General features: G+C 55.7%; 19 protein-coding genes. 12 read left to right on the top strand and 7 right to left on the bottom strand.

The annotated features are described in order from the left end of the window. Positions 1–89: 89 nt before the first annotated feature. On the top strand, positions 90–1271 hold the full coding sequence (locus SH661x_RS04045) for an alpha/beta hydrolase (protein WP_437228264.1): 1182 nt from the start codon (positions 90–92) through the stop codon (positions 1269–1271). A 121-nt stretch (positions 1272–1392) separates the two neighbouring features. Here SH661x_RS04045 and SH661x_RS04050 read toward each other — a convergent pair whose 3' ends face one another. Beyond that, entirely contained in the window at positions 1393–2052 is a 660-nt protein-coding gene (locus tag SH661x_RS04050; protein WP_437228266.1) for a hypothetical protein, read from the bottom strand. Between the two features lie 493 nt (positions 2053–2545). Here SH661x_RS04050 and SH661x_RS04055 point away from each other — a divergent pair, with 493 nt between their 5' ends. The 3 genes from SH661x_RS04055 (at position 2546) to SH661x_RS04065 (ending at position 4556) form a co-directional block, all read left to right on the top strand. Then, a complete protein-coding gene (locus SH661x_RS04055) occupies positions 2546–2770 on the top strand; it encodes a hypothetical protein (RefSeq protein WP_437228268.1) in 225 nt (74 codons plus the stop codon). Between the two features lie 142 nt (positions 2771–2912). After that, the gene (locus tag SH661x_RS04060) at positions 2913–4019 is read left to right on the top strand and encodes a glycosyltransferase (RefSeq protein ID WP_437228270.1); all 1107 of its coding nucleotides are present in this window, start codon (positions 2913–2915) and stop codon (positions 4017–4019) included. Positions 4020–4049: 30 nt separating this feature from the next. Beyond that, complete coding sequence (locus tag SH661x_RS04065; protein ID WP_437228272.1) at positions 4050–4556, top strand: hypothetical protein; 507 nt, start codon at positions 4050–4052, stop codon at positions 4554–4556. Between the two features lie 94 nt (positions 4557–4650). Here the strand turns inward: SH661x_RS04065 and SH661x_RS04070 are convergent, their stop codons facing one another. After that, the gene (locus SH661x_RS04070; RefSeq protein ID WP_437228274.1) at positions 4651–5745 is read right to left on the bottom strand and encodes a prolipoprotein diacylglyceryl transferase; all 1095 of its coding nucleotides are present in this window, start codon (positions 5743–5745) and stop codon (positions 4651–4653) included. Positions 5746–5861: 116 nt separating this feature from the next. Further along, complete coding sequence (gene panC, locus SH661x_RS04075) at positions 5862–6707, bottom strand: pantoate--beta-alanine ligase (protein ID WP_437228276.1); 846 nt, start codon at positions 6705–6707, stop codon at positions 5862–5864. A 336-nt stretch (positions 6708–7043) separates the two neighbouring features. Between panC and SH661x_RS04080 the strand changes: the two genes are divergently transcribed. Together SH661x_RS04080 and SH661x_RS04085 are read left to right on the top strand one after the other, a co-directional pair. Beyond that, positions 7044–7838: a hypothetical protein gene (locus tag SH661x_RS04080; RefSeq protein ID WP_437228278.1), complete on the top strand. Its 795-nt coding sequence runs from the start codon at positions 7044–7046 to the stop codon at positions 7836–7838. Positions 7839–8029: 191 nt separating this feature from the next. After that, positions 8030–8986, top strand: a complete 957-nt coding sequence (locus SH661x_RS04085) for a M28 family peptidase (protein ID WP_437228280.1) — start codon at positions 8030–8032, stop codon at positions 8984–8986. A 306-nt stretch (positions 8987–9292) separates the two neighbouring features. Here the strand turns inward: SH661x_RS04085 and SH661x_RS04090 are convergent, their stop codons facing one another. Continuing rightward, positions 9293–9550, bottom strand: a complete 258-nt coding sequence (locus SH661x_RS04090; protein ID WP_437228282.1) for a hypothetical protein — start codon at positions 9548–9550, stop codon at positions 9293–9295. A 380-nt stretch (positions 9551–9930) separates the two neighbouring features. On the opposite strand from SH661x_RS04090, the gene SH661x_RS04095 reads away from it, so the two are divergent. The 5 genes from SH661x_RS04095 (at position 9931) to SH661x_RS04115 (ending at position 14795) form a co-directional block, all read left to right on the top strand. Further along, positions 9931–10473 carry a sigma-70 family RNA polymerase sigma factor gene (locus SH661x_RS04095; RefSeq protein ID WP_437228284.1) on the top strand — a complete coding sequence of 181 codons (543 nt, stop codon included), beginning with the start codon at positions 9931–9933 and terminating at the stop codon, positions 10471–10473. After that, positions 10470–11861, top strand: coding sequence for a FecR domain-containing protein (locus tag SH661x_RS04100; RefSeq protein WP_437228286.1), 1392 nt, complete (start codon positions 10470–10472; stop codon positions 11859–11861). Before SH661x_RS04095 ends, SH661x_RS04100 begins: the two co-directional genes overlap by 4 nt. 34 nt (positions 11862–11895) lie before the next feature. Next, positions 11896–12960: a DUF1559 family PulG-like putative transporter gene (locus SH661x_RS04105; RefSeq protein ID WP_437228288.1), complete on the top strand. Its 1065-nt coding sequence runs from the start codon at positions 11896–11898 to the stop codon at positions 12958–12960. A 48-nt stretch (positions 12961–13008) separates the two neighbouring features. Beyond that, complete coding sequence (locus tag SH661x_RS04110; protein WP_437228290.1) at positions 13009–13437, top strand: hypothetical protein; 429 nt, start codon at positions 13009–13011, stop codon at positions 13435–13437. Positions 13438–13637: 200 nt separating this feature from the next. Then, positions 13638–14795: a CapA family protein gene (locus SH661x_RS04115; RefSeq protein ID WP_437228292.1), complete on the top strand. Its 1158-nt coding sequence runs from the start codon at positions 13638–13640 to the stop codon at positions 14793–14795. A gap of 184 nt (positions 14796–14979) precedes the next feature. On the opposite strand, the gene SH661x_RS04120 is transcribed toward SH661x_RS04115, so the two are convergent. From SH661x_RS04120 to SH661x_RS04130, 3 genes are all read right to left on the bottom strand, one after another. Further along, entirely contained in the window at positions 14980–15372 is a 393-nt protein-coding gene (locus SH661x_RS04120) for a hypothetical protein (RefSeq protein ID WP_437228293.1), read from the bottom strand. Between the two features lie 17 nt (positions 15373–15389). Further along, positions 15390–16826: a transposase gene (locus SH661x_RS04125; RefSeq protein ID WP_437222305.1), complete on the bottom strand. Its 1437-nt coding sequence runs from the start codon at positions 16824–16826 to the stop codon at positions 15390–15392. A 285-nt stretch (positions 16827–17111) separates the two neighbouring features. Beyond that, on the bottom strand, positions 17112–18149 hold the full coding sequence (locus SH661x_RS04130; protein WP_437221960.1) for an IS630 family transposase: 1038 nt from the start codon (positions 18147–18149) through the stop codon (positions 17112–17114). A 751-nt stretch (positions 18150–18900) separates the two neighbouring features. Here SH661x_RS04130 and SH661x_RS04135 point away from each other — a divergent pair. Then, positions 18901–19818 carry a hypothetical protein gene (locus SH661x_RS04135; protein ID WP_437228295.1) on the top strand — a complete coding sequence of 306 codons (918 nt, stop codon included), beginning with the start codon at positions 18901–18903 and terminating at the stop codon, positions 19816–19818. Positions 19819–19863: the final 45 nt, after the last annotated feature.

The following is a 19863-nucleotide window of genomic DNA, read 5'->3' on the forward strand; positions in this document are numbered from 1 at the left end:
CCTCGCTCGCTTGCCAGGATCGCTCCCACAAGAGATGGTGTACTGCTCAATCAGCGGGCCGTCTCATTGCTAACCTGGAGGAGTGTTCCATGATCAGAATGCTGACGTTGCTGACTCTCGTTGCCCTGATGAGCTGGGGCTCAGCCTGTGAAGCAGCCGGGCCGGATCCGATTCGCCTTTGGCCCGATGGAGCGCCGGGAGCACAGGGAGACGAACCAAAAGATGTTCCGGAAATCCGGATCTATCCCGCCCCGGAAGCCACTGCCAATGGGGCCTGCGTCGTGGTTCTCCCCGGGGGAGGCTACGGCGGGCTGGCCATGGATCATGAAGGTCATCAGATCGCAACCTGGCTCAATTCCATCGGAGTGAGTGCGGCTGTGGTCTCTTATCGACTCGGACCCAAGTATCACCACCCAGCTCCGCTGCAGGATGCCCAACGGGGGATCCGCTATGTCCGCGCTCATGCTGCTGAACTGAAGATCGATCCGCACCGGGTTGGCATCATGGGGTTCTCGGCGGGAGGGCACCTGGCGTCCACAGTCTCCACCCACTTCGACGCTGGCGACAAAGAGAGCTCCGACCCGGTGGCACAGCAGAGCAGTCGACCCGATTTCAGCATCCTGTGCTACCCGGTCATCTCGATGAAGGAAAAGTTCACCCATCAAGGGTCGAAGAACAACCTGCTGGGGAAAGATCCGGACCCTGCACTCGTAGAGAATCTTTCGAACGAAACCCAGGTGACCAAAGAAACCCCGCCGACGTTCATCTTCCAGACTGACAAGGATACCGCTGTTCCGGCTGAGAATTGCGTGGCATATTATCTCGCGCTGCGCAATCAGGGGGTCCCTGCGGAGCTTCACATCTATCAGAATGGCCCGCACGGAGTCGGACTCGCCCCGAAGGACCCTGTCCTGAACACGTGGAAAGACCGGCTGGCGGACTGGCTCAAGGTCAATGGTTTTCTCAGCAATGCAAAGCGGGCAGCAATCAGCGGCACCATCTCCGTCGCGGGAACTCCGTTACGCTGGGGCACTATTACATTTACTCCGCAGGAGAATGAGAACGCCCCGTCTGCGAGCGCCATGGTCTCTCATGGGAAGTTCTCGCTTGGCTCCGATACCGGGCCGGTGCAGGGCCCGAACGCGGTGACCATCTGCTCGCTGGGCGATGTCGTTCCCCGGCCGACGATTGAAGACGTGATTGTCTACCCCAGCGACGAGCTGGTTGTCATCCACGAGGAAGGAAACGTGCTGAACCGCGAGCTGAAGTAGAGCGGCAGTCCGATGTTGACGGTCGAAGATTTCAGAGCACGCCGCGTGAGCAGGTGCGTGACATTGTCGACGTGAGAAGATGTACTCGCTCACGCGTCGGATTCTGATGGAGAAACGCGGATCATTGCGTATTTTTCAAGCAGCGGGCAGTGTTCAGCAACGACCCCATCTGCTCGATTTCCACGCGAGTGAGCAGTCCCTGAGCACGCGTCAGCATTCTGGAAGAGACGTACCAGCGGCCCAGCACGTCGAACAGACAGTCAGTCGCGCCATCGCTGAATCCGTTCTCACGTTTCAGTGGAACGGCTTCTAACGGGGGAATGTCCTGAAACTGGCTCAGCAGCAGGAACAGACCCTCCTGGGCAAAATGGATGTGGAGTTGTTGCAGCGAGTCGGCGAGTTTGGCGTCGAGCACGTAGCTGCACTGAATCGGACCGCGATTGAGGAACCGCCGGGCGACCTCGGGCTCGCTGCGAATCAGGCGGGCTGCTGTTTCACACGCAGCGTAGACAACGCTTTCATCCAGGAGATTGGCCGGCTGGGTGATGGGAGTGATGTGCCGGGCCCAGGTTTCCATGAGCAGATCAAGCTGCACCTGTGCAGGGACGTTTTTGAGGAACGGGACCTCTGTCAGGAACCCAAAATTTCGCTCTGGACATAGGTCCAGCTGGATCGCCAGTTCCAGACGTTCGCGTGTGTCGAGGCACGCGAGCCGGAAGGCGATGTATGCAAGTTCAGTCCGTGCGAGGGAAGTTGTGGCGACTTTGAGCATATCGGCCATGCTGGCAAAGTCTGTTCCCTCTTCACAACAGTCTTTTTAGATTCCTGTTGTAATTTCCTTAACGTGTTTGAGATTTGTCTGTTACGGCGAGACTTTGCGGCAGTGTTTCGCTGTTCGTCTCTTCTTTCGTGTTGCCCGCAAACACCGTGATTCCTTCTGGCAACGCGGCTGTTTCTAAAATGCCTCAAAATGATCGGATTCCGACGACATTCTTTGAAAAGATGAGTTTGCGGAAAAACCCTCGCCACAAACTCGGCTGGGCAGAATCTGCCGATCGGGGTATAACCCCGCGAGATTTCAGGGACAGACTTGCCTTGTCGGGACCTGATTCAGTTTCAGATTCTCAAACGGATAGAACCTCCCCGGCCCAGAAGCTGTCGTGAAAAACCTGTGTGGCTTAATCCTGACGGTCGTGTGCTTGCTTGCAAGCCAGGGGTGTTTGAACCCCGCGACGACACGTCTGCCACGTCTGTTCACCGAGGAAAGTGCCGAAATGCAGCGGCGCGAGGCCCAGATTCAAGATCCCTATCCGACCACACTGGGACCGGAAACCGGTTTTCGTCCGTTGAACTATCAGGAACAGCGATCCGAGCCCCAGCAGATCAAAGATCGCTTCTACTCCGGTTACCTGCGTAACCAGTTCTCTCCCCGGCCGACGACCCAGCCGGTCGGACCGGGAGCATACGGTCCGGGTAATTATCCCGGAGCTGTCCAGTAAGATTCGAGAGTTGCCCACGCATGCCCGAGGGCACTGGTCTCGGGCCTTCAGCTTGCGGTAAGCTGGCAGTTTCAAGAAATGAAATCAGCTGCAGCAACGACGCGACTCTCCTCACTTCCGTCATTCCGGAACGGTTCAGACTGTGATCAAGGTTCTTATTGTCATTCCGACTCTCGATCAGTCCGGAGCTGAGAAGCAGTTCGGGTTGCTGGCCTGCGGTCTCCCTCCCAGCGAGTTTGATGTCCGTGTGGTCGCTCTGACCCGTGGCGGCCCTTACGAGGCTCTGCTGCGGGAACATCAGATTCCCTACACGATTCTTCACAAACGATGGCGGCTGGATCCTTCGACGATTCTGAAACTCCGGCGGGAGATTCGTGACTTCCAGCCGGATGTGCTGTTGTCCTGCCTGTTCTCTGCCAATTCCTCGACGCGGCTGGCAACACTCGGAATGGCGAAGCCGCCTGTGACGATTATCTCCGAACGGTGCGTCGACTCCTGGAAATCTCGCTGGCAACTCTGGCTGGATCAGCGACTGCAGCCACGAACCAACCGCCTCATTGCCAACTCAAAGAGCGTCGGAGAGTTTTACGAGGGCCTGGGATTCCCGCAGGATCGCATCAGCGTCATCCCGAACGGAGTGGAAACCCCGCCGTTACCCACCGTCTCACGAGAAGAATTCTGCCGACAATGGAAGCTGCCTGAAGATTCGCAGCTTATCGTGTTCGTCGGTCGACTCGCTCCCCAGAAGAGACTGAAGAGCCTGATCTGGGCGATTCAGGTTCTTCGCCAGGCGGATGACCGGGCTTACCTGTGTCTGGTTGGAGACGGGCCGCAGCGAGGAGAGCTCGAACTCTACGCCCGTGACGTCGAAGCTCTTCCGCATGTGCGCTTCCTGGGACATCGCAGCGACGCCTCGTCGCTGCTGCATCATGCGGACGTCTTCTGGCTGGGAAGCGAGTTTGAAGGGATGTCGAACAGCCTGATGGAAGCGATGGCCTGCGGGAAGCCGGTCGTCGTCAGCGATATTCCACCGAATCGCGAACTCGTTCACCATGAGCGGGAAGGGTTTGTCGTCAACCTGGGAGACAGCGCCGGTTTCTCGCAGTACACCGCACGACTCCTGCAAGACCAAGATCTCGCCACCCGCATGGGACAGGCAGGCCGCAGTCGCATGGAAACCGAATTCTCGATGGACCGCATGGTCCAGCAATACGCCGACTTGATTCGACGGGAAGCTGGAAAGCAATAAGCCCAAGCCACCACTTACGAAGGCTGGTAAATGCTTACTCAAAGATCAGAAAATGAACTCAGAACGTACATCGACTCCAAAGCATACAGAGAGATCTACGGGCTAACCTACAATTATGTTGTGGAATTTGAAAACAACAATGGAGAACAGTCTGCTGACGAGCTTCCAGTCGGTATGCAAAAGATGCGGCTCATTGTGAATCTGGATGACTGGGTCGGTAACGGTGGTCTTCAGCAATTTCTTGAACGAGAGGCTGTGAGTGAAAACAAATTTTCTGAAAGGCTGACAAAGACAATTCAGATTCTTGAAGAGATGCATATACCTGTGATGGCTAAGACCATTGAATATGCGATCGATCTCAGGCGAGAAGTGAATGCCATTGAAGGGCTGTCAGTCATCAAACGCTGGGAAAACATGTGTGCAGCAATGCGGCCTCTCAGTCGAATTTTTTCGGATTTCACGCCTGTGCTTGCAGAGTCTGTTGGTGCACATATTTGTGATAACTTAGCCCAATTTTGGGATATCGCGTTCGACTAAAAACTGTCGGCTTGAGTCAGTCAGGTGGGGTGCATGTCAATGCACCAATTCCGTTCACCGCTTTCTCTGGTGCATTTGCATGCACCCTACTGGATCACGCCACGTGTGGTTTCGGCTGCGGATTGCCCTCGACTCGAGTGGGGGTCATCGGGTTTCGGACCGGGCCTCGCAGTGGTCCGGTGAGCATCAGAACGAGTCCCAGGGTAAAGATCCCGATCGAGTAGAGCTGCGAAATCGTCAGGCCGGTTCCGAGCTGTCCCATCTCGTCCGCTCGTAGAAATTCGAACAGGAACCGCGTGACGGAATAAAGCATGCAGCCCGCTGCCAGCACGTCGCCGGGGTGTTTGCGGTACCAGTAGAAGATGCCTGTTGCCAGTGCCAGCAAAAAGCCATCGATCGAGCTGTAGATTTGCGTCGGATGCAGCGGGAACGTCGCCAGAGCATCGGGTGATACGAATCCGCGTTCCATCAGAACAGTGAACGTTGTGCTCCCTTTCGGAAAAGAAATTCCCCAGGGGAGGTCGCATCGATCTCCGAAACAGCATCCGTTCAGAAGGCAGCCGATCCGCCCGAAGCCCACACCGATGAAGACAGCGGGGATTAGAAGGTCGCAAAACTCCAGCACTCGCAAGCGTTTTGACCAGAAGTACGCTGCGGCTCCCAGTCCTCCTCCGACAAGTGCTCCGAGGAGCACGAGTCCCCCTTCAGAGAGATTCACCGCTTTGAAAAGCATTTGAGGCAGTGACATGCCGGGCCGGAAAGCTTCATGACGATATTGGATGAGATATGCCAGTCGTCCTCCCGCGACACCTGAGATCAGAATCCAGAATGCGGAATCCATAATAATGTTGGGATCGACCCCGATCGATTTCGCCCTCAGGCAGACGAACGTCAATGCCACTGTGAAGCCCAGCAGGACCATCATCCCGTAGCCGAAGATCGGGAGCGTTTCGGGAACGGGAAAGAAACTCGAAGCCAGGCTTGCCGCCAGAACCCCGATCCCCCAGCCGATCCAGGTGGTCGGATCGCGGTAGATCTCTTTGTTGCCCCGGAGAAAGTGAAAGAGCAGATATCCTGCTCCGGCGATCAACAGAACCCAGGCTGCCCCGAGGACGGGGAGCTGTTCTGCTCCGGTGTGCCACCCGGACCAGGGATGTCCCAGACTGATTTGAAACAGGATCTGCCGCATCGACTCCTCCGAACTCTGACTCCAGTTCAACTCCGATCAGAGCACGCTGCGTCAGCAAGTGCATTCTGTCATGTCGACTGCAAAACGCACGGTCTCAAGAAGTTGAACTGTTCACGCTACAGCTGAATCGTAAGGTTATCGATCAATCGTGTCTGCCCCACAAACGCTGCAATCAGGGCGACCATCTCCGGCTGGGGAGCTGCCAGCGGCTCCAGAGTGGAAGGATCGCGAATCACCGCGTACTGCGGGCGAACTTCTGGCTCTGAATGAAGTTGCGACCACATTTGTGATTCCAGGGCTTTCAAGTCCGAGGCACCCGCACGCAGACGTTTCTCAGCCATCTGCAATGTTCGAGAAATGACGAGTGCGGAAGATCGTTCCTGAGCGGACAGAAAGACGTTGCGGCTGCTCATGGCCAGTCCGTCTGGATCTCTTAGGGTAGGGCAGACCACCACATCGGTCGGGATGTTCAGATCCTGAACCATGCGGCGAATCATGGTCTGCTGCTGGTAGTCCTTCGCTCCGAAGCAGGCGATGTCGGCCTGCACGATATTGAACAGCTTGGTGACGATTGTGGTGACGCCCCGAAAATGCGTGGGGCGAAACTCCCCTTCGAGAGTTTGTGACATGTTTTCCACGGTAACCCAGGTGTCATAACCGGACGGGTAAAGCGATGACACCTCTGGCATGTAGACGCAGTCGACCCCGGCCCGGCGACAGGCTTCCAGATCGGTCTCGATGGGGCGGGGGTATTTGGTGAGATCTTCCGTTGGCGCAAACTGGGTTGGATTGACGAAAATCGTGAGGACTGTGTAGTCCACACGTTTTCGACACGCTTCAACCAGACTTAGGTGTCCCGCATGCAGCGCCCCCATGGTCGGCACGCAGCCGATTCTGCATCCCCGTCCACGCGCAGCCCCAACCAGGCTTCGGACTTCACCAATTGTTGAGACGACTTCCATAATCGGTTCCTTGACATCCAGACGCTGAGAGAATGGACTGCTGAAGCTGAGGCTTACGAATGCGGTGAAGTCATCTCCAGGGCGAATTCGGCAGTCCCTGAACAACCATTCGCGAACTTTGCATGTCAGGTCAAGTTTGCGGGGGGGACGCTGGAGGAATTTTGTCTGTGTCCCGAAATCTTCAATGAGGCCATGGAGAGTGCCGATCCACAGGGATAAGATGTTCTGTTGATACAGATGTACAGATAGCGTGACCCGCTGTCGCAAGAGTTCCCCTACCAGCGAATTGTGCTCCCTGCAGTTCACTCAATTCGCTTTTCAGATGAGAAATTTCGCATGTCCGAGATTGAGACGATCGAGTCGGAAGAACAACTGGTAGCCCGAGCACAGCGCGCGTTGAGCAGCTGTAACTGGGAAATCGGCGAATGTGCTTCGCAGTGGACCTCCCGTCACGCCAAGGGGCGGGGAGATGCGGATTTCGGCGCGTTGATCGGACTGAGCGGAGACCAGATCTTCCAGCGACGTCGCGTCTGGGAGACCTTTGCTGACGTCTACAAGAACTACCCGAACCTGAAGTGGTCGCACTTTTACGTCGTCATCAACTGGGACGATGCGGCGGAATGTCTGGCATGGGCCAACGAGATGGAAGCGACAGTCGCCGAAATGAAGGCTTGGCGGCGCGCCCAGCACGGGGACGACTTGTCGGAACCGGCTGTGGAAGAGGATGACCTGATCGCATCGCCAGAGTATCTGAGTGCCGCTGTCGGAATGGTGCAGGACCCCAGCCAGTTCGAACGGATCTCCCGCGAGAACTATGACGAAGACGCTCCGTTCGCCACAGCGAGTGAACGGGTGGAGACCGCACTCTCCGCAGCACGGGGCTCGACGAACTCCGATTACGCTCCGTTCGGGAAAGGAGCACGGGGACCAGCTCCCGGAGAAGGGAAAGCGGATCGTTCCGAACTCTCTCCTGAACAGGTCGTCAAAAAAGCCTGTTCCGTTCTGGAAAGAACTGTCGCTTCACTCACACCGGAAGTGCTGGAAGGCTTTTCCGAACTTCCGATCGTGCTGCAGCAACGCCTGCTCGATGCGGTCGAGAACCTTCAGGCCCGGACCGCAGGCTTGGCATAAGCAGATTGTTCGCGATACGCTGGCAGTCTGGTGAATCTTCAAACCGGTCACCGACAGATGGAACAGTCCTCTCAGTCTGTTCGCATCAGTGGCGGTGTGTTTTGAAACGGGACAGACACGCATGTCTGTCCCGCCGGTTCACTCAGGTTTGAAGGGTGATAGGCCAGCGTTGTTGAATGGAGTCTGCCGACATGAACAGTTGTTTCCGATTTGCGCTGGTTGGCTTTCTGACGCTGTGCGTTCTGCCGCTTGAAGTCTCCGCCCAGCAGGCCAATGACTTCGATGGTGCCCGCGCGTTCAATTACCTGCGGGAGATCTGCGCAATCGGCCCGCGGATTTCCGGAACGCCTGGGATGCAGCAGCAACAGGACCTGCTGGAGAAGCATTTCACCGATCTGGGAGGGGAAGTGCGGTATCAGGAGTTTGATGCTTCGCACCCTCGAACCGGTCAACCTGTCCGCATGCGGAACATAATCGTCCAGTGGCGTCCGCAGGCGACACGGCGAATCCTCCTGTGCTGTCACTACGACACCCGTCCGTTTCCGGATCGGGAAACTTCTCCAGCATTGCGGGAGAAGCCGTTCATCGGAGCCAACGACGGGGGAAGCGGCGTCGCGCTGCTGATGGAACTCGGGAATCACCTCGGCAAGGAGGGTGTGCTTCCCTTGAATTCCGACCTCGGTGTCGATTTCGTGATCTTCGATGGAGAAGAACTGGTCTACACTCAGGGCGATAAGTATTTTCTGGGTTCAGAGTATTTCGCGACGGAATACCGGGATCACCCCCCGCAGAATTTTCGCTATCTCAGCGGTGTGCTGCTGGACATGGTGGCAGGGACGGGCGCGACATTTTATTACGAAATCAACAGCCTGCGGTATGCGCCAGAAGTGACGCGCGATGTCTGGAAGGTCGCGGCGGATCTGGGGATTCGGGATTTCGTGGCTCGTCGGAAACATGAGGTGCTGGACGATCATCTGGCCCTCAATCAGATCGCCCGGATTCCGACCTGCGATATTATCGACTTCGACTATCCGCACTGGCACAAGCGGAATGACCTTCCGGCAGCCTGTTCGGCTCAGACGCTGGGCAAGGTGGGCCGGGTCATGATGGGCTGGATCCGGTTGAATGCAAACAGCACCGGCAAATGACCGGTGCTGTCGTGTGTTTTATTTCCGCCTGAACCTCTATCGTCTGCGTCGTTCAGAAATTGTGAGAAGTTGAGAGTCGAGGGACGAGAGTCCAGAGCCATCAAAGAAGATGTTTTCTTGCTCTCAACTCTGTTCTCGCCGTTCTGGACTTCCTCCATGCTGAATCAATGGACGTCTTTGTTCCTGTCGCATTTCGAAGTGCAACAGAGTCAGACGCAGCGCAGGCCAGATCAAATCCATGCTCCGCAGATCTCGCGATCCCGCTCGTGATCTCTGATTCATATCCCGGATTTGAATTGGCCAGAATTAATATGCTGGCAGGTAATCCAGAGATGCGGTGGTGGTGTAGGGGACGTAAGCCTGCTGTGCTCCCGGGATGACTGCGCCGCTGGGATACATCGGACCGCAGTTACCGCCCGGGCAGGTGGAGGGAGCATAGCTCGGAGCGTAAGTGGCGCCATATCCGTATCCGGAAGTGCCGCAGGGTCCGCAGGCTTTGGAACAGCAGCAACCAGCACTGGTCAGAAGCGCAGCGCACGCGAGTGAGAAGATGGTCCACTTCATGAAAACGGTCCTTAACTGGATTTCGGGAGAGCTCGGGAGGGGATCAGGAGTTCGAACGGCCGCAGGCCGATTCCATGCCATGAGCGATGGAAGGATCTGAGGAGGTGTATTGAATGGAGGATGCAGCTGTGATTGGGTGTGTCGAAGGTTTGTCTCGCTGCGAGGCGGGAAATTAGGCCGGGAGCAAAATTGCGTCAATACAAGTTTCAGGAAATTCGAACTTTGACTCAAGTTTCGATTCAGAACGGTCGGGGGGCCATCTTCTGAAGACTCGTTCGTCTTCGGAACTCAGGAACATCGCAGCTCTGACAAAGTTTTTGTCCAATTCTGGATGAATCTCAGAATACTTATAGATCCCGCGTCACCTGCGAGTGTCGTCGATGAACAGCCACGCTTCCGAAACACCTCAGAGCCTCCATCTGGAATTTGTTCAGCTTTGGACGAAGTCCGCCAGCCGTGTGCACGGCTATCTCCTCGTCATGCTGATGAGCTGGTCGGATGCGGATGAAGTTCTTCAGGAGGTCGCAGCGACAGCCTGGGAGAAGTTTCCGGAGTTTGACCGATCGAGAAATTTCCTGGCCTGGGCCAACGGTATTGCACGCAATAAAGCCCTCTCTTCGCGTCACAAGGCGACGTTCTCCCGTGAACTGACTGAAGATCTCATTGAGGCTCTTGAACAGGATATCGAAGACGAAAACGCCCAGTTGGAGGCGAAGCTTGCGGCGCTGCGATCCTGCGTTGCCCGATTGCGGGAAAAGGATCGCGAGCTTCTGGAGCTGCGGTACACCCCGGACCTCCCCATTGAAGCCGTGGCCCGGAGAACCGCACGCACCGTCGCAGCCTGCTACAAAGCGATCCAGCGTATTCACGATCAGTTGTTCGATTGCATTTCACACAAGTTGAATTTTCAGGAGCCGACGTGAACAGCTCCGACCAGGTTCGACAACTCTACAGGCTTCTCCGCTGCAGTGACGGCCAGCCGGAAGTGATGGACGCCATCTGGCGTCTGATTCGGGAGGACTCTCAAGCTCGAAGAACGTATGTCCGGCTGATGCAGATGGAATCGCATCTTCCCTGGGTGCTGGGAGCGCCGCACAATCATGCCACATCGGTCGAACAGCAGTACCTCCGACAGCGAAGATCGCTGCGCCGTCTGCAAGGCTGGGTGGCATCCACCGTGCTGATGGCGGCCATTCTGATTTACGGAGTCGCACAGCTCCACAGATCTGCAAAGCAGACCATTCCGTATGTGAATCCCACGTTTGTTGCGAGGCTGGTGATTGATGGGGAGGTCACGATCAATCACCAGCCATGTACGAAGTCCCGGATTTTCCTCAGGCAAGGAGAAAAGGTCGTTCTGCAGGCAGGGACGATCCTCCTGTATTCCGACCGAGGGTCGGTCCTTGCACTGACAGCTCCTCTCATCGCTGAGATGCCGCACTCCCGGTCACTCACTTTGCATCGTGGCGAAGTTGTCGCTGAGATCACTCCCGAAGATCGAGGCTTCGAGATCCTGACCCCCGGAGGCAGATTTGTTGATTTAGGAACCAAATTCTGCGCAGCCGTGGATGCAGACCGGCATTCCGAGCTGCATGTTCTGCAGGGGCTTGTCTCTGCCCATTCCATTGCCAGGACGTCGTCGGGCGACCCTGTGATGCTGGCAGCCGGAGAAGCGGTCGCATTGTCAGAAACAGGCCAGACGACCGCCATCGAGTTTCTGAGAGGGAACCGGTTCGCAAATGGACTGAACCGGTTTCGGGGGATTACGCAGCTGGATGGCGATCTTGTGCTTCTGTCGACTCCTCCGAACTCAGTCGAACCAGGAAAGCTGGTCAGCAAGTCACAGATTTTTGTCTTCGAAGAACAGTTGAATCTCGAACTGAAATCTCCCGTCAGCGTGGCTCCTCCAACTCCGACGATCTACACCTCACCGGGCCAGTTCACTCCCGTCGAACTGCCGGTAGGAACTCGCTGCACTTCTTATTTCCTCCATGCCGACGGGAGTCTTCGCGACGCTCCGCTCACTGGGACCATTCGATTCGACCGGCCGATCCTGGGACTGATCTTTTCCACCGGGGAGCTTCAGAAATCGGATGCTGTCCTGGCGAACTCTGGGGTCGCTTACCCTACAGACGAAGCGGTCCTGGTCCGAGGGGACAGCCGGGGAAGCATCGTTCCCTACGGTGGAAGGAAAGAGCGGTTTGATCAGATCGTTGTGCATGAAGACCGACGGGGCATCACGGTCAAACTGAATGCTCCTGAAGACAATACCGATCAGGTGAGAGTTCTTGTGTCCGCTGCGAGCCCATAATCCGTTTTATTTTCATCCTACCGGAGTCTGAAGCATGGGAAGTTCCAGGTCGACCACCAGCACGTATCGAGGTCTCTCCGCAGGATTCACGCTGATTGAACTGCTCGTGGTCATTGCGATTATTGCAGTTTTAATCTCTCTGCTGCTGCCGGCAGTGCAGCAGGCACGCGAAGCAGCACGCCGGTCGCAGTGCAGGAACAATCTCAAGCAGATTGGCCTGGCGCTTCACAACTACCACGAAGCCTGCAACCTGTTTCCTCCCGGGTTCGTTCGAGATCTCAGCGATCCCCAGTATGCCAACCTGACCAATTCGACCCCCGCAGGGCCCTACAGCACGGATTCCTCAGGTTCCAGCTACTGGGTCGAATGCTGGGGCTGGTCGGCTTTTCTGCTTCCGTATGTGGATCAGGCCCCGCTGTATCAGAAGACGATCGGCGCGGGGCGCAGGCTGCATGACGAATTGACGACCAACAACGGCGGCGAAGGAACCCGGGTTGCCCAGACGATCATTTCCTCGTTCCGCTGCCCGTCTGATACCGGACCTCGGGTGCGTGAACTGGGATCTTCAGGAGCGAATATCCAGACCGGGCGATTGACGGGTGGCATGTCGAACTACGCCGGCAACATCAGTCATCGCAGAGATAACGTCTCCAATGGAGGGGGGATTTTCGGAGGGCCGAGAACGACCGGGTTGTTCTGGCTGCACAGCAATGCTCGGTTACGGGATATCACCGATGGGGCGAGCAATACGATCGCTGTGGGAGAAGTGGCCTTTGAAATCAAAGGGTTGATCTGGGGGGCCAAAGCCTGGGCGGGATGCCGCATGGGAGGCGGCCCCTACTGCATCGATGACATCCTCGCCAGCGGCCGTGGGCCGATCAACTTTCCGGTCGACTCCGTTCCGCAACGGATGCAGAATTTCAGCAGCCTGCACGATGGAGGAGCTCACTTCCTGCTCGCGGACGGTTCCGTCCGTTTCATCAGTCAGCACATCAGCTATGTCTCCAGTACACCCGCAGGTTCCAACGACAGTGATGCGGACAGCACCTACGAATATCTGCTGAACCGAGAAGACGGGATGCCGATTGGTGCGTTCTGAGCAGGTTCGTTCACTCCAGTTCAGCTTTCTTCATGGAATGAGACCCGTATGCGTACCCTGCTTCAGCTGAGTCTCCTGGTCACAGTGGTTTTTACGGGTTGTCGGCAGAATACCGGCCCGGCGATTGGTCTGGTCAAAGGGACTGTGACCATGGACGGTCAACCTCTTTCAGGGGTGTCGATCAGCTTTCAGCCCGAATCGGGACGTCCTTCGTTTGGACAGACAGATGCGGGGGGACGGTATGATCTGAAGTACACGATTGACCAGCAGGGAGCGGTGCTTGGGCAGCACAAAGTCTCCATCGCGTATGCCGAGATCGATCCTTTCGACCCGGAATTGGACCGGCCGGCGGGCGGGGTTCCCCATTCGCCGGCGGCGCAGGTGAAGATTCCCGAAAAATACGACGCGAAAACGGAACTGACTGCGGAGGTCAGACAGGGAATGAACACAATCGACTTCCCTCTCACTTCCAGGTAACAGCCTGAGATGTTCTTCGCAGCCTGCAGAAGATTATTGCGTGGGGACTGCTCACGTTGAGTTCTGATTCATTCCCAGGACGCCTCAGTGTGCTTCTTTCATTTCAAGGCTTGCTGAGTTCGCAATTGTTCAAAAAGTGCCGGGTGATCTGCTCAAACCCGCAATCCTGAGCACCAGCCTGTCACCCGGAAGAGTCTTTCATGGTCCACAACCAAAGTCAGGTGTACTGCACTCGAAGGCGTTTTCTGGCGGGCGGAGGCGTTTTCGCGGCGGCCTGCCTCGCTCCACAATTCCTCGCGCGGAGTGACGAAGCGGCACCGGAGAGCGACGACGAACTGAAACTGTTCTTCGTGGGTCAGTCTCTGATCGAACATACCCCCTTGCTCGAACATTACGCCGGTTATCAGAGCATTTGCGAGTCCCTCCGCGATGCAGACCTGAGGTTCACCAATCTGGAGGTCTCGATTCAGACCCCTGAATCCGGTTTGCCGACGAAGGATGACATGTTCTTTCATGCTGCCCGCCCCGAAGTTCTCGAGACGTTGCAGGAATACGGCTTCGAGCTCCTCTCCCTGGCGAACAACCATGCTTTCGATCTGGGGACGAACGGAATCCTCGCGACAGCGGCGGAAGTCGGTCGCCGAGGTTTCACACACGCGGGGACCGGACGGAATCTCGCGGAAGCGACCGCCCCAGCGTTGCGAAGCACTCCGCAAGGTTCCGTTGCCCTCATCGCGATGGCGTCAAACGTCGATGCACGTTCGATTGCTGATAAAGATCAGCCCGGTCTCAACCATCTGGCTGTGAGAAACGGCAAGTTGAAGGATCAGGATGCGAAACGGAATCTGATGGCAATCGAATCAGCAGCGAAAGAGGGACATTTTGTGATCGTCTATCAGCATGACCACTATTGGGAGAAAGACAGGCAGCGGACCCCGGAGTGGAAGCGGGCCTGGGCGGCCGAGTGCATTGATGCGGGAGCAAACGTCTTTGTGAGCCATGGAATCCCAATGCTGCACGGGATGGAGATCTACAAGAAGCGACCAATCTTCTATGGGCTCGGGAATTTTATCTTTCACACACGGACTCCGCCCCAGCACTACACGCACGTGGCGTGGGAAAGTCTGATTGCTGGTTGCACGTTCCGTCACGGTAATCTGTCATCGTTGACCTTGCGGCCAATTCGTCTGACGGATGGCGTTTCGGGGGACCTGTTCCTCAGGACACGCGGATGGCCGCAACTGATTGATCAGGGCAATCCCCAGGCAGATCAAATCCTGAAACGCTTCGCGGATCTTTCCCGGCCTTTCGGAATGGTTATGCGGGTGAAAGAAGGTGAAGCGCACGTGCTTCTTTAAGGGAATTCGCTGTCAGCTTGTGGCGACTGGATACTCTGGTCACAATTCGAGCCTTTGCCTGATTCGAATTCTGTGTCCAGGAGTCTTCGCGTGCCTTTGCTCGGTTCTCATCTCTCTATCTCCGGCGGCTATCACAAAGCCGCCGAGGCCGCTGCGGCACTCCAGATGGACACGGTCCAGATCTTTACGAAGAACCTTCCAAATTGAAGTCTGCAAAAGACCATTCAATTTTGTCGTGAAGCAGCGTGAATTTGTTTCGACCGGGCCGAGTGGTTTTCCGTGGCTGGGCCGCATTCGACTTTGCAGGAACAAACTCACGATGCCAGTATAGCGTCACTTTTTTGAACGTGCGACGCATTGCTTCACCTTTTTCACGAAATTCGAGAGTCGGCCATTCGGCAATCAGCTTTCGACGCTCTCTTGCACGAACGTTGTCGGCCTCGCGAAGAACTTTGAGTCGCTTCGAAATTGGCTCTACCCGAGGCTTCCAATAAGCAATTTCTGCTTCAAGTCTATCGGTCTCCACCTTCAGCACAGACTGTTGAGATTCACTCGCTTTAGCCCAGCCAATAGTCATCTGCCTATGTTGTTCGGTTAGCAGCCCGTTGAAGTTGGCATGATTTGGAGTTTCCGGGGTGTACGTGGTCGCTGTGGGGTCAATTGCCAGTTGATGTCTCGGAACGCCATCGGATGAGCTGTCCTTGCCTGGAGCGATCGCAGGCGGTTTCTCAGGGCGGCCCAGAGCAGCGTGCAGGTTCCCCAGAGTGCCAGCAGTGCCCTCTGTCCGCTTTGCAATCCTCTGGGTTTGCCGATGCCGAATGCTTTGAGCATGAGGAGGCCCAGGTTCCTCGCTGCCGTCACGAGCAGGTAACGCTTGTTGATCTTCTCCAATCCTCGCAGCCACGTTCGCCTTGCTCCGCCGGTTTCACACACATGGGCGAAGCTGCGTTCGACCTTCTCGCTGCGTTGACGCTGCAGGTCCTTTCCCTTGGATCGACTCATCCGCTGGCGGTTGTTGAGCACTGCCTGTTGGACCTCCTCCGGCTTGTCGATCCACTTGCGATGGTGTTGTGAGTTCGGCTCCGGGATGTACGTTCGCAGTCCCAGCTGCGTGGCCTGCGTGATCGTCTCGTTCTTGTGATACCCCTTGTCGGCAGCAACCTCTTCAATCTCTTCCGGACTCCCAGCGAGAATCACGTTCTGCTGGGCATTCACCACGCTTTCGATGAGCGTGCCGGCATCACTGTTCGTCCCATGACACACCGTGGCGGAGAGGATGAACTCATTCTCCAGGTCGATCACATGTTCCGCTTTATAGCCCAGATGAGTGCGGCCATCTTTCATTTTCACGATGCGGGAATCGGGGTCTGACGGCGATTCCCAGTCGGCATTAGAGACCTTCTTCTTCCCCTGCTGATGACGGGTTTTATCGAACTTCCGCAGGTCATCGTCGCTGGGATCATCGTCTTCTTCGATCAGCCCTTCCTCCTGCATCAGGCGTTTGAGGAACTCCTTCCAGTCTTCGCCCGAGTCCTTTCTCACGATTGTTTTCATGGCGGCGTTGGCCTCCAGCAACGTGGAGTCCACACCGGTTGATTTCAGCTTCAGGAGACCGTGCTCATCGATGATGCTGAGCACCTGCTGGAACACCTGCTGGTGAATCTCCAGCGGGAGTCGATCACGAATGCGTGTCAGGCTGCTGTGGTCCGGGGTCTCTTTCCCCAGCGGAATGCCCAGGAACCTTCGCAGTGACAACGAATCTTCACATCTCCAGGCGATGCCTCTTTGGGAGTCGATCCCTTCAAAGTACCCGACCAACAGCATGCGGAAATAGACGCCCGGAGGGATCGACATGCGACCTGTGCTGGCATAATACGGGGAGCAGAGGTCCTCGAGAACCTTGTCGAATCCCGCCTTGGCCAGCACCTGATTAAGCTTGTCATAAAAGACATGCCCCGGTCCTCTGGAGAGACTCGCTGTCGGAGTCCAGAACTCCTGCTGCTGCGACTCCTCCCGCTTCCCCAACGCCATCGGTCACCCTCCCTGAATGCCTGAAATCCGAACCACCGGCAATCTACCAGACCTGTCAAGCGAAGAAAGGAAATTCAACGGGCTGCTAGTGCTGAAACCGCAATGGTGCACACATCGACTGGCTTGTCGGCCCCAACAGATTCAATCAGAGCAGCGGAATGTTTGGCGTTCACATGAACCGCATGAGGGTTGAAGTAATTGGCCGCACGTGCCTGATCGATATGCTCGGTGACTTGCACAGCACCGTCGTCTCTAAATAGGACCTCCACGTCCTCGGAGTGAGTTTTAAGCGGCTTTGGCGAAGGAGTGTCGCATGTCGAGGTAGTGATTATTATTCACCTCGAACCATTCGTACGCCTGGTCAATCAGTTCTTCCAAGGTCTGGCAGCGGTGGTTTCTCGTGATCGTCTCGTGCAGGTGCCACCAGACTCGTTCAATGGGATTCGACTGCGGAGCATACTTGGGAAGAAAATGGACTTCGATCCGGTGACTCCATTTCTGCAGATAGGCTTTCACCGCTTTCGAGTCATGAAATTTGGCGTTGTCACAGATGACATGGATCTTCCGGAAGCTCCTGAGTCGGAAACGCAGGTCGTCCAGATGGGCCAGGAACTGGACCGTGTTTCGTCGCCAGCAGGGACGACTCACCAGCAGTGTTCCCGTCCCCCAGATCAGCGAGCCTGCCACATGGCACTTCTGATTGTTCCCCGGCGTGACCACCTCGGCCTGCTGACCTTTCTTCATCCACATGCTGCCAATCTTGGGGTTCAAATTCAGGTCCACTTCATCCTGAAAGACGGCGACTTCGTTGTGGGAAAGATTCTTCAGAAGATGTTGGATTGCCTGAAATTTCTCAGCGTGCTGGGGATCAACCGGGCCGACCACTGGACGGGGGCGACGCCAGACCAAGCCCAGCCGATGCAGTCCCCGGCGGATCGTTTCTCCGCTCAATCGCAGGCCGGTTTCAAACGCCAGCAGGTGAGCGAGCGTTTCACAGGACCAGCGGGAGCGGAAATATCCAAAATCCCGGGGAGTGGACTGAGTGACCCACCGCAGGACCTGTGTCATCCAGACTGGAAAGGAACGCTGCGGAGACGGTTTTTGCAGAACAGCAGCGACTCCCCCTTGCGTGAACAATTTCAACGTGGTCGAAATCAGGTCGAAGCTGCAAAACAGCACGGTTTTGATCTGCTGCCAGGTCAGGCCTTGGGCCCGGAGCAGAACAATATGAGCCCGTCGAGAAGTGGAGAGATCGGCTCCAGAGCGATAGGCCTGCAAAAGCATCTTGCGTTCCTGAGCTGTGAGCTGGATACTGCCATCCATGGCTTGACTCCTCGAAAGGGAAGTGGTGGTACACCTCCCCAACGTAGACCAAGCCTGTTTTTGTTCCTACACCAATCGAAAACGACGCTCCGGAAACGATGTGGAGCTATTTAGCGTCATGAACGTCACCCCTTTGGCTGTTCCCGGACGTTGCCTCAATAGGACCATTCCAGGCACGTTGACACATTTTCTATCGCCTACCTCCTGAAGGGATATGGCAGTGACTGCTCCAAGAAATTCCACCTCTTTTCGCAGGAATGAAAACGGATGAGCCTTCAAAGAGAGTCCGATTGTTTGATAGTCGGCTGTCACTTCAACGTAGATCAGCCCAACTTGGTTCTCGAAGTGCTTCCTGCCCTCGCAATAAAATGCATATACAACCGCCTGCTTCTGCCGCGATTTTCAATCTCCGAAATGTAGTGGAACTCAACTTGGCAACTTGGCAGCAGACAACATCCACACCTTTGGATCGCACCCCCTGCTCTATGGCCCAGATAGCATGACCCGGATTGCCGACCCTCACGTACACAAATTGATAGAGTTTCAACCCGTGTTGTTCCAGAGACCGAGGAAAAATCTCATTTACTGAATCGATAATAAGCCACTTTTGTGAAATTAACTGTGGTCTCAGAGCCTTCAAAATCAGCTCTACCGTTCCGCAGCCTTCAGTCAATGTGATTCATTCGCTGAGATCTCCAGGCGACAAGCCTCGTTCCCAACAAATTGCATCTTGTGAAGGTACGGTTTGGAAATGATGGGTACGGACGGACCTCCGTTGTTTCCGTTTAATGAGTTGCTGCAATGCAGTGATTTGGGTTTTTGGCATGTTTCTGGCTCCTCTAGGGAATCGGAACACACGTACACTTCGCTGTCTAGTGCAGTTCTGGAAAATGAAGAAATGGTCCCTATTCCCAAAGAACTGGCGTCGATCTTTCCGGCCGATCGGGATGAACTTTTCAACTACGCTCGCTGCCATGTCGATTCGACACAGCTTCATGACATTGCCATTGCTGACTACGGATGGGGACTGAACGAAGTTCTACCCGCACTTCAGATCATTGCAGGCCGTGGGAAGTTTCCCGCAGAGATCTCATTTCAATTGCAGGAAGCGCTGCGGTTGACGGTCTATTCCGATCCAGATCGTCCTAACCCGCCGCCGTATCCGTTGGGGCCAGTCGGACGCACAGCACATCAAACGCGGTTGTTCGCCTGCACTATCCTGATGTATGCCGCGACGGACTCCGCCTTTCACTTTGAAGATGAAATCGCAGACTACACTCTGGCGAGTGGGCTGAAGAGTGCCATCGAGTTGGGGATGGACGCCATGAATGCAATGGGCAAATTTCTCACATGGCAGAGCTCCATGAGCGGTTCGCCCGAACCGGTATTCAACGCACTTGCAATTCTCATACTAGCTTTATCTCAGCCGCCAGTTGCACACAAATCATTTTTGGAGCCAATTGCCGATTGGGTTCTCGCCACTGAAGGCGAGTTTCAGAAACAAATTTGCTTGGATGGGTGGATATCAAAACGTCCTCTTCCTTTCAGCCTGCAACAAGGTGCCTGGAAGCGATTGGAAAATACTCTTCAAATTGCTTCACAAGCTGCGTATCCCGTCGCAATCAAAGAGAAATTGCGATTGTGCTCACTACTGCTGGGGGATAACTGACAAACTCACCGGCGATAGTCATCACAACGAGAGAGGGCAACCATA

Source organism: Planctomicrobium stercoris (genome assembly GCF_051465655.1).
Classification (GTDB): Bacteria; Planctomycetota; Planctomycetia; order Planctomycetales; family Planctomycetaceae; genus Planctomicrobium.

What these genes read in the sequence shown, in the direction of transcription:
- SH661x_RS04045 (WP_437228264.1), top strand. Translation starts at nt 90, where the DNA reads ATGATCAGAATGCTGACGTTGCTGACTCTCGTTGCCCTGATGAGCTGG.
- SH661x_RS04050 (WP_437228266.1), bottom strand. Translation starts at nt 2,052, where the DNA reads ATGGCCGATATGCTCAAAGTCGCCACAACTTCCCTCGCACGGACTGAA.
- SH661x_RS04055 (WP_437228268.1), top strand. Translation starts at nt 2,546, where the DNA reads ATGCAGCGGCGCGAGGCCCAGATTCAAGATCCCTATCCGACCACACTG.
- SH661x_RS04065 (WP_437228272.1), top strand. Translation starts at nt 4,050, where the DNA reads ATGCTTACTCAAAGATCAGAAAATGAACTCAGAACGTACATCGACTCC.
- SH661x_RS04070 (WP_437228274.1), bottom strand. Translation starts at nt 5,745, where the DNA reads ATGCGGCAGATCCTGTTTCAAATCAGTCTGGGACATCCCTGGTCCGGG.
- panC (WP_437228276.1), bottom strand. Translation starts at nt 6,707, where the DNA reads ATGGAAGTCGTCTCAACAATTGGTGAAGTCCGAAGCCTGGTTGGGGCT.
- SH661x_RS04080 (WP_437228278.1), top strand. Translation starts at nt 7,044, where the DNA reads ATGTCCGAGATTGAGACGATCGAGTCGGAAGAACAACTGGTAGCCCGA.
- SH661x_RS04085 (WP_437228280.1), top strand. Translation starts at nt 8,030, where the DNA reads ATGAACAGTTGTTTCCGATTTGCGCTGGTTGGCTTTCTGACGCTGTGC.
- SH661x_RS04090 (WP_437228282.1), bottom strand. Translation starts at nt 9,550, where the DNA reads ATGAAGTGGACCATCTTCTCACTCGCGTGCGCTGCGCTTCTGACCAGT.
- SH661x_RS04095 (WP_437228284.1), top strand. Translation starts at nt 9,931, where the DNA reads ATGAACAGCCACGCTTCCGAAACACCTCAGAGCCTCCATCTGGAATTT.
- SH661x_RS04105 (WP_437228288.1), top strand. Translation starts at nt 11,896, where the DNA reads ATGGGAAGTTCCAGGTCGACCACCAGCACGTATCGAGGTCTCTCCGCA.
- SH661x_RS04110 (WP_437228290.1), top strand. Translation starts at nt 13,009, where the DNA reads ATGCGTACCCTGCTTCAGCTGAGTCTCCTGGTCACAGTGGTTTTTACG.
- SH661x_RS04115 (WP_437228292.1), top strand. Translation starts at nt 13,638, where the DNA reads ATGGTCCACAACCAAAGTCAGGTGTACTGCACTCGAAGGCGTTTTCTG.
- SH661x_RS04120 (WP_437228293.1), bottom strand. Translation starts at nt 15,372, where the DNA reads ATGACTATTGGCTGGGCTAAAGCGAGTGAATCTCAACAGTCTGTGCTG.
- SH661x_RS04125 (WP_437222305.1), bottom strand. Translation starts at nt 16,826, where the DNA reads ATGGCGTTGGGGAAGCGGGAGGAGTCGCAGCAGCAGGAGTTCTGGACT.
- SH661x_RS04130 (WP_437221960.1), bottom strand. Translation starts at nt 18,149, where the DNA reads ATGGATGGCAGTATCCAGCTCACAGCTCAGGAACGCAAGATGCTTTTG.
- SH661x_RS04135 (WP_437228295.1), top strand. Translation starts at nt 18,901, where the DNA reads ATGATGGGTACGGACGGACCTCCGTTGTTTCCGTTTAATGAGTTGCTG.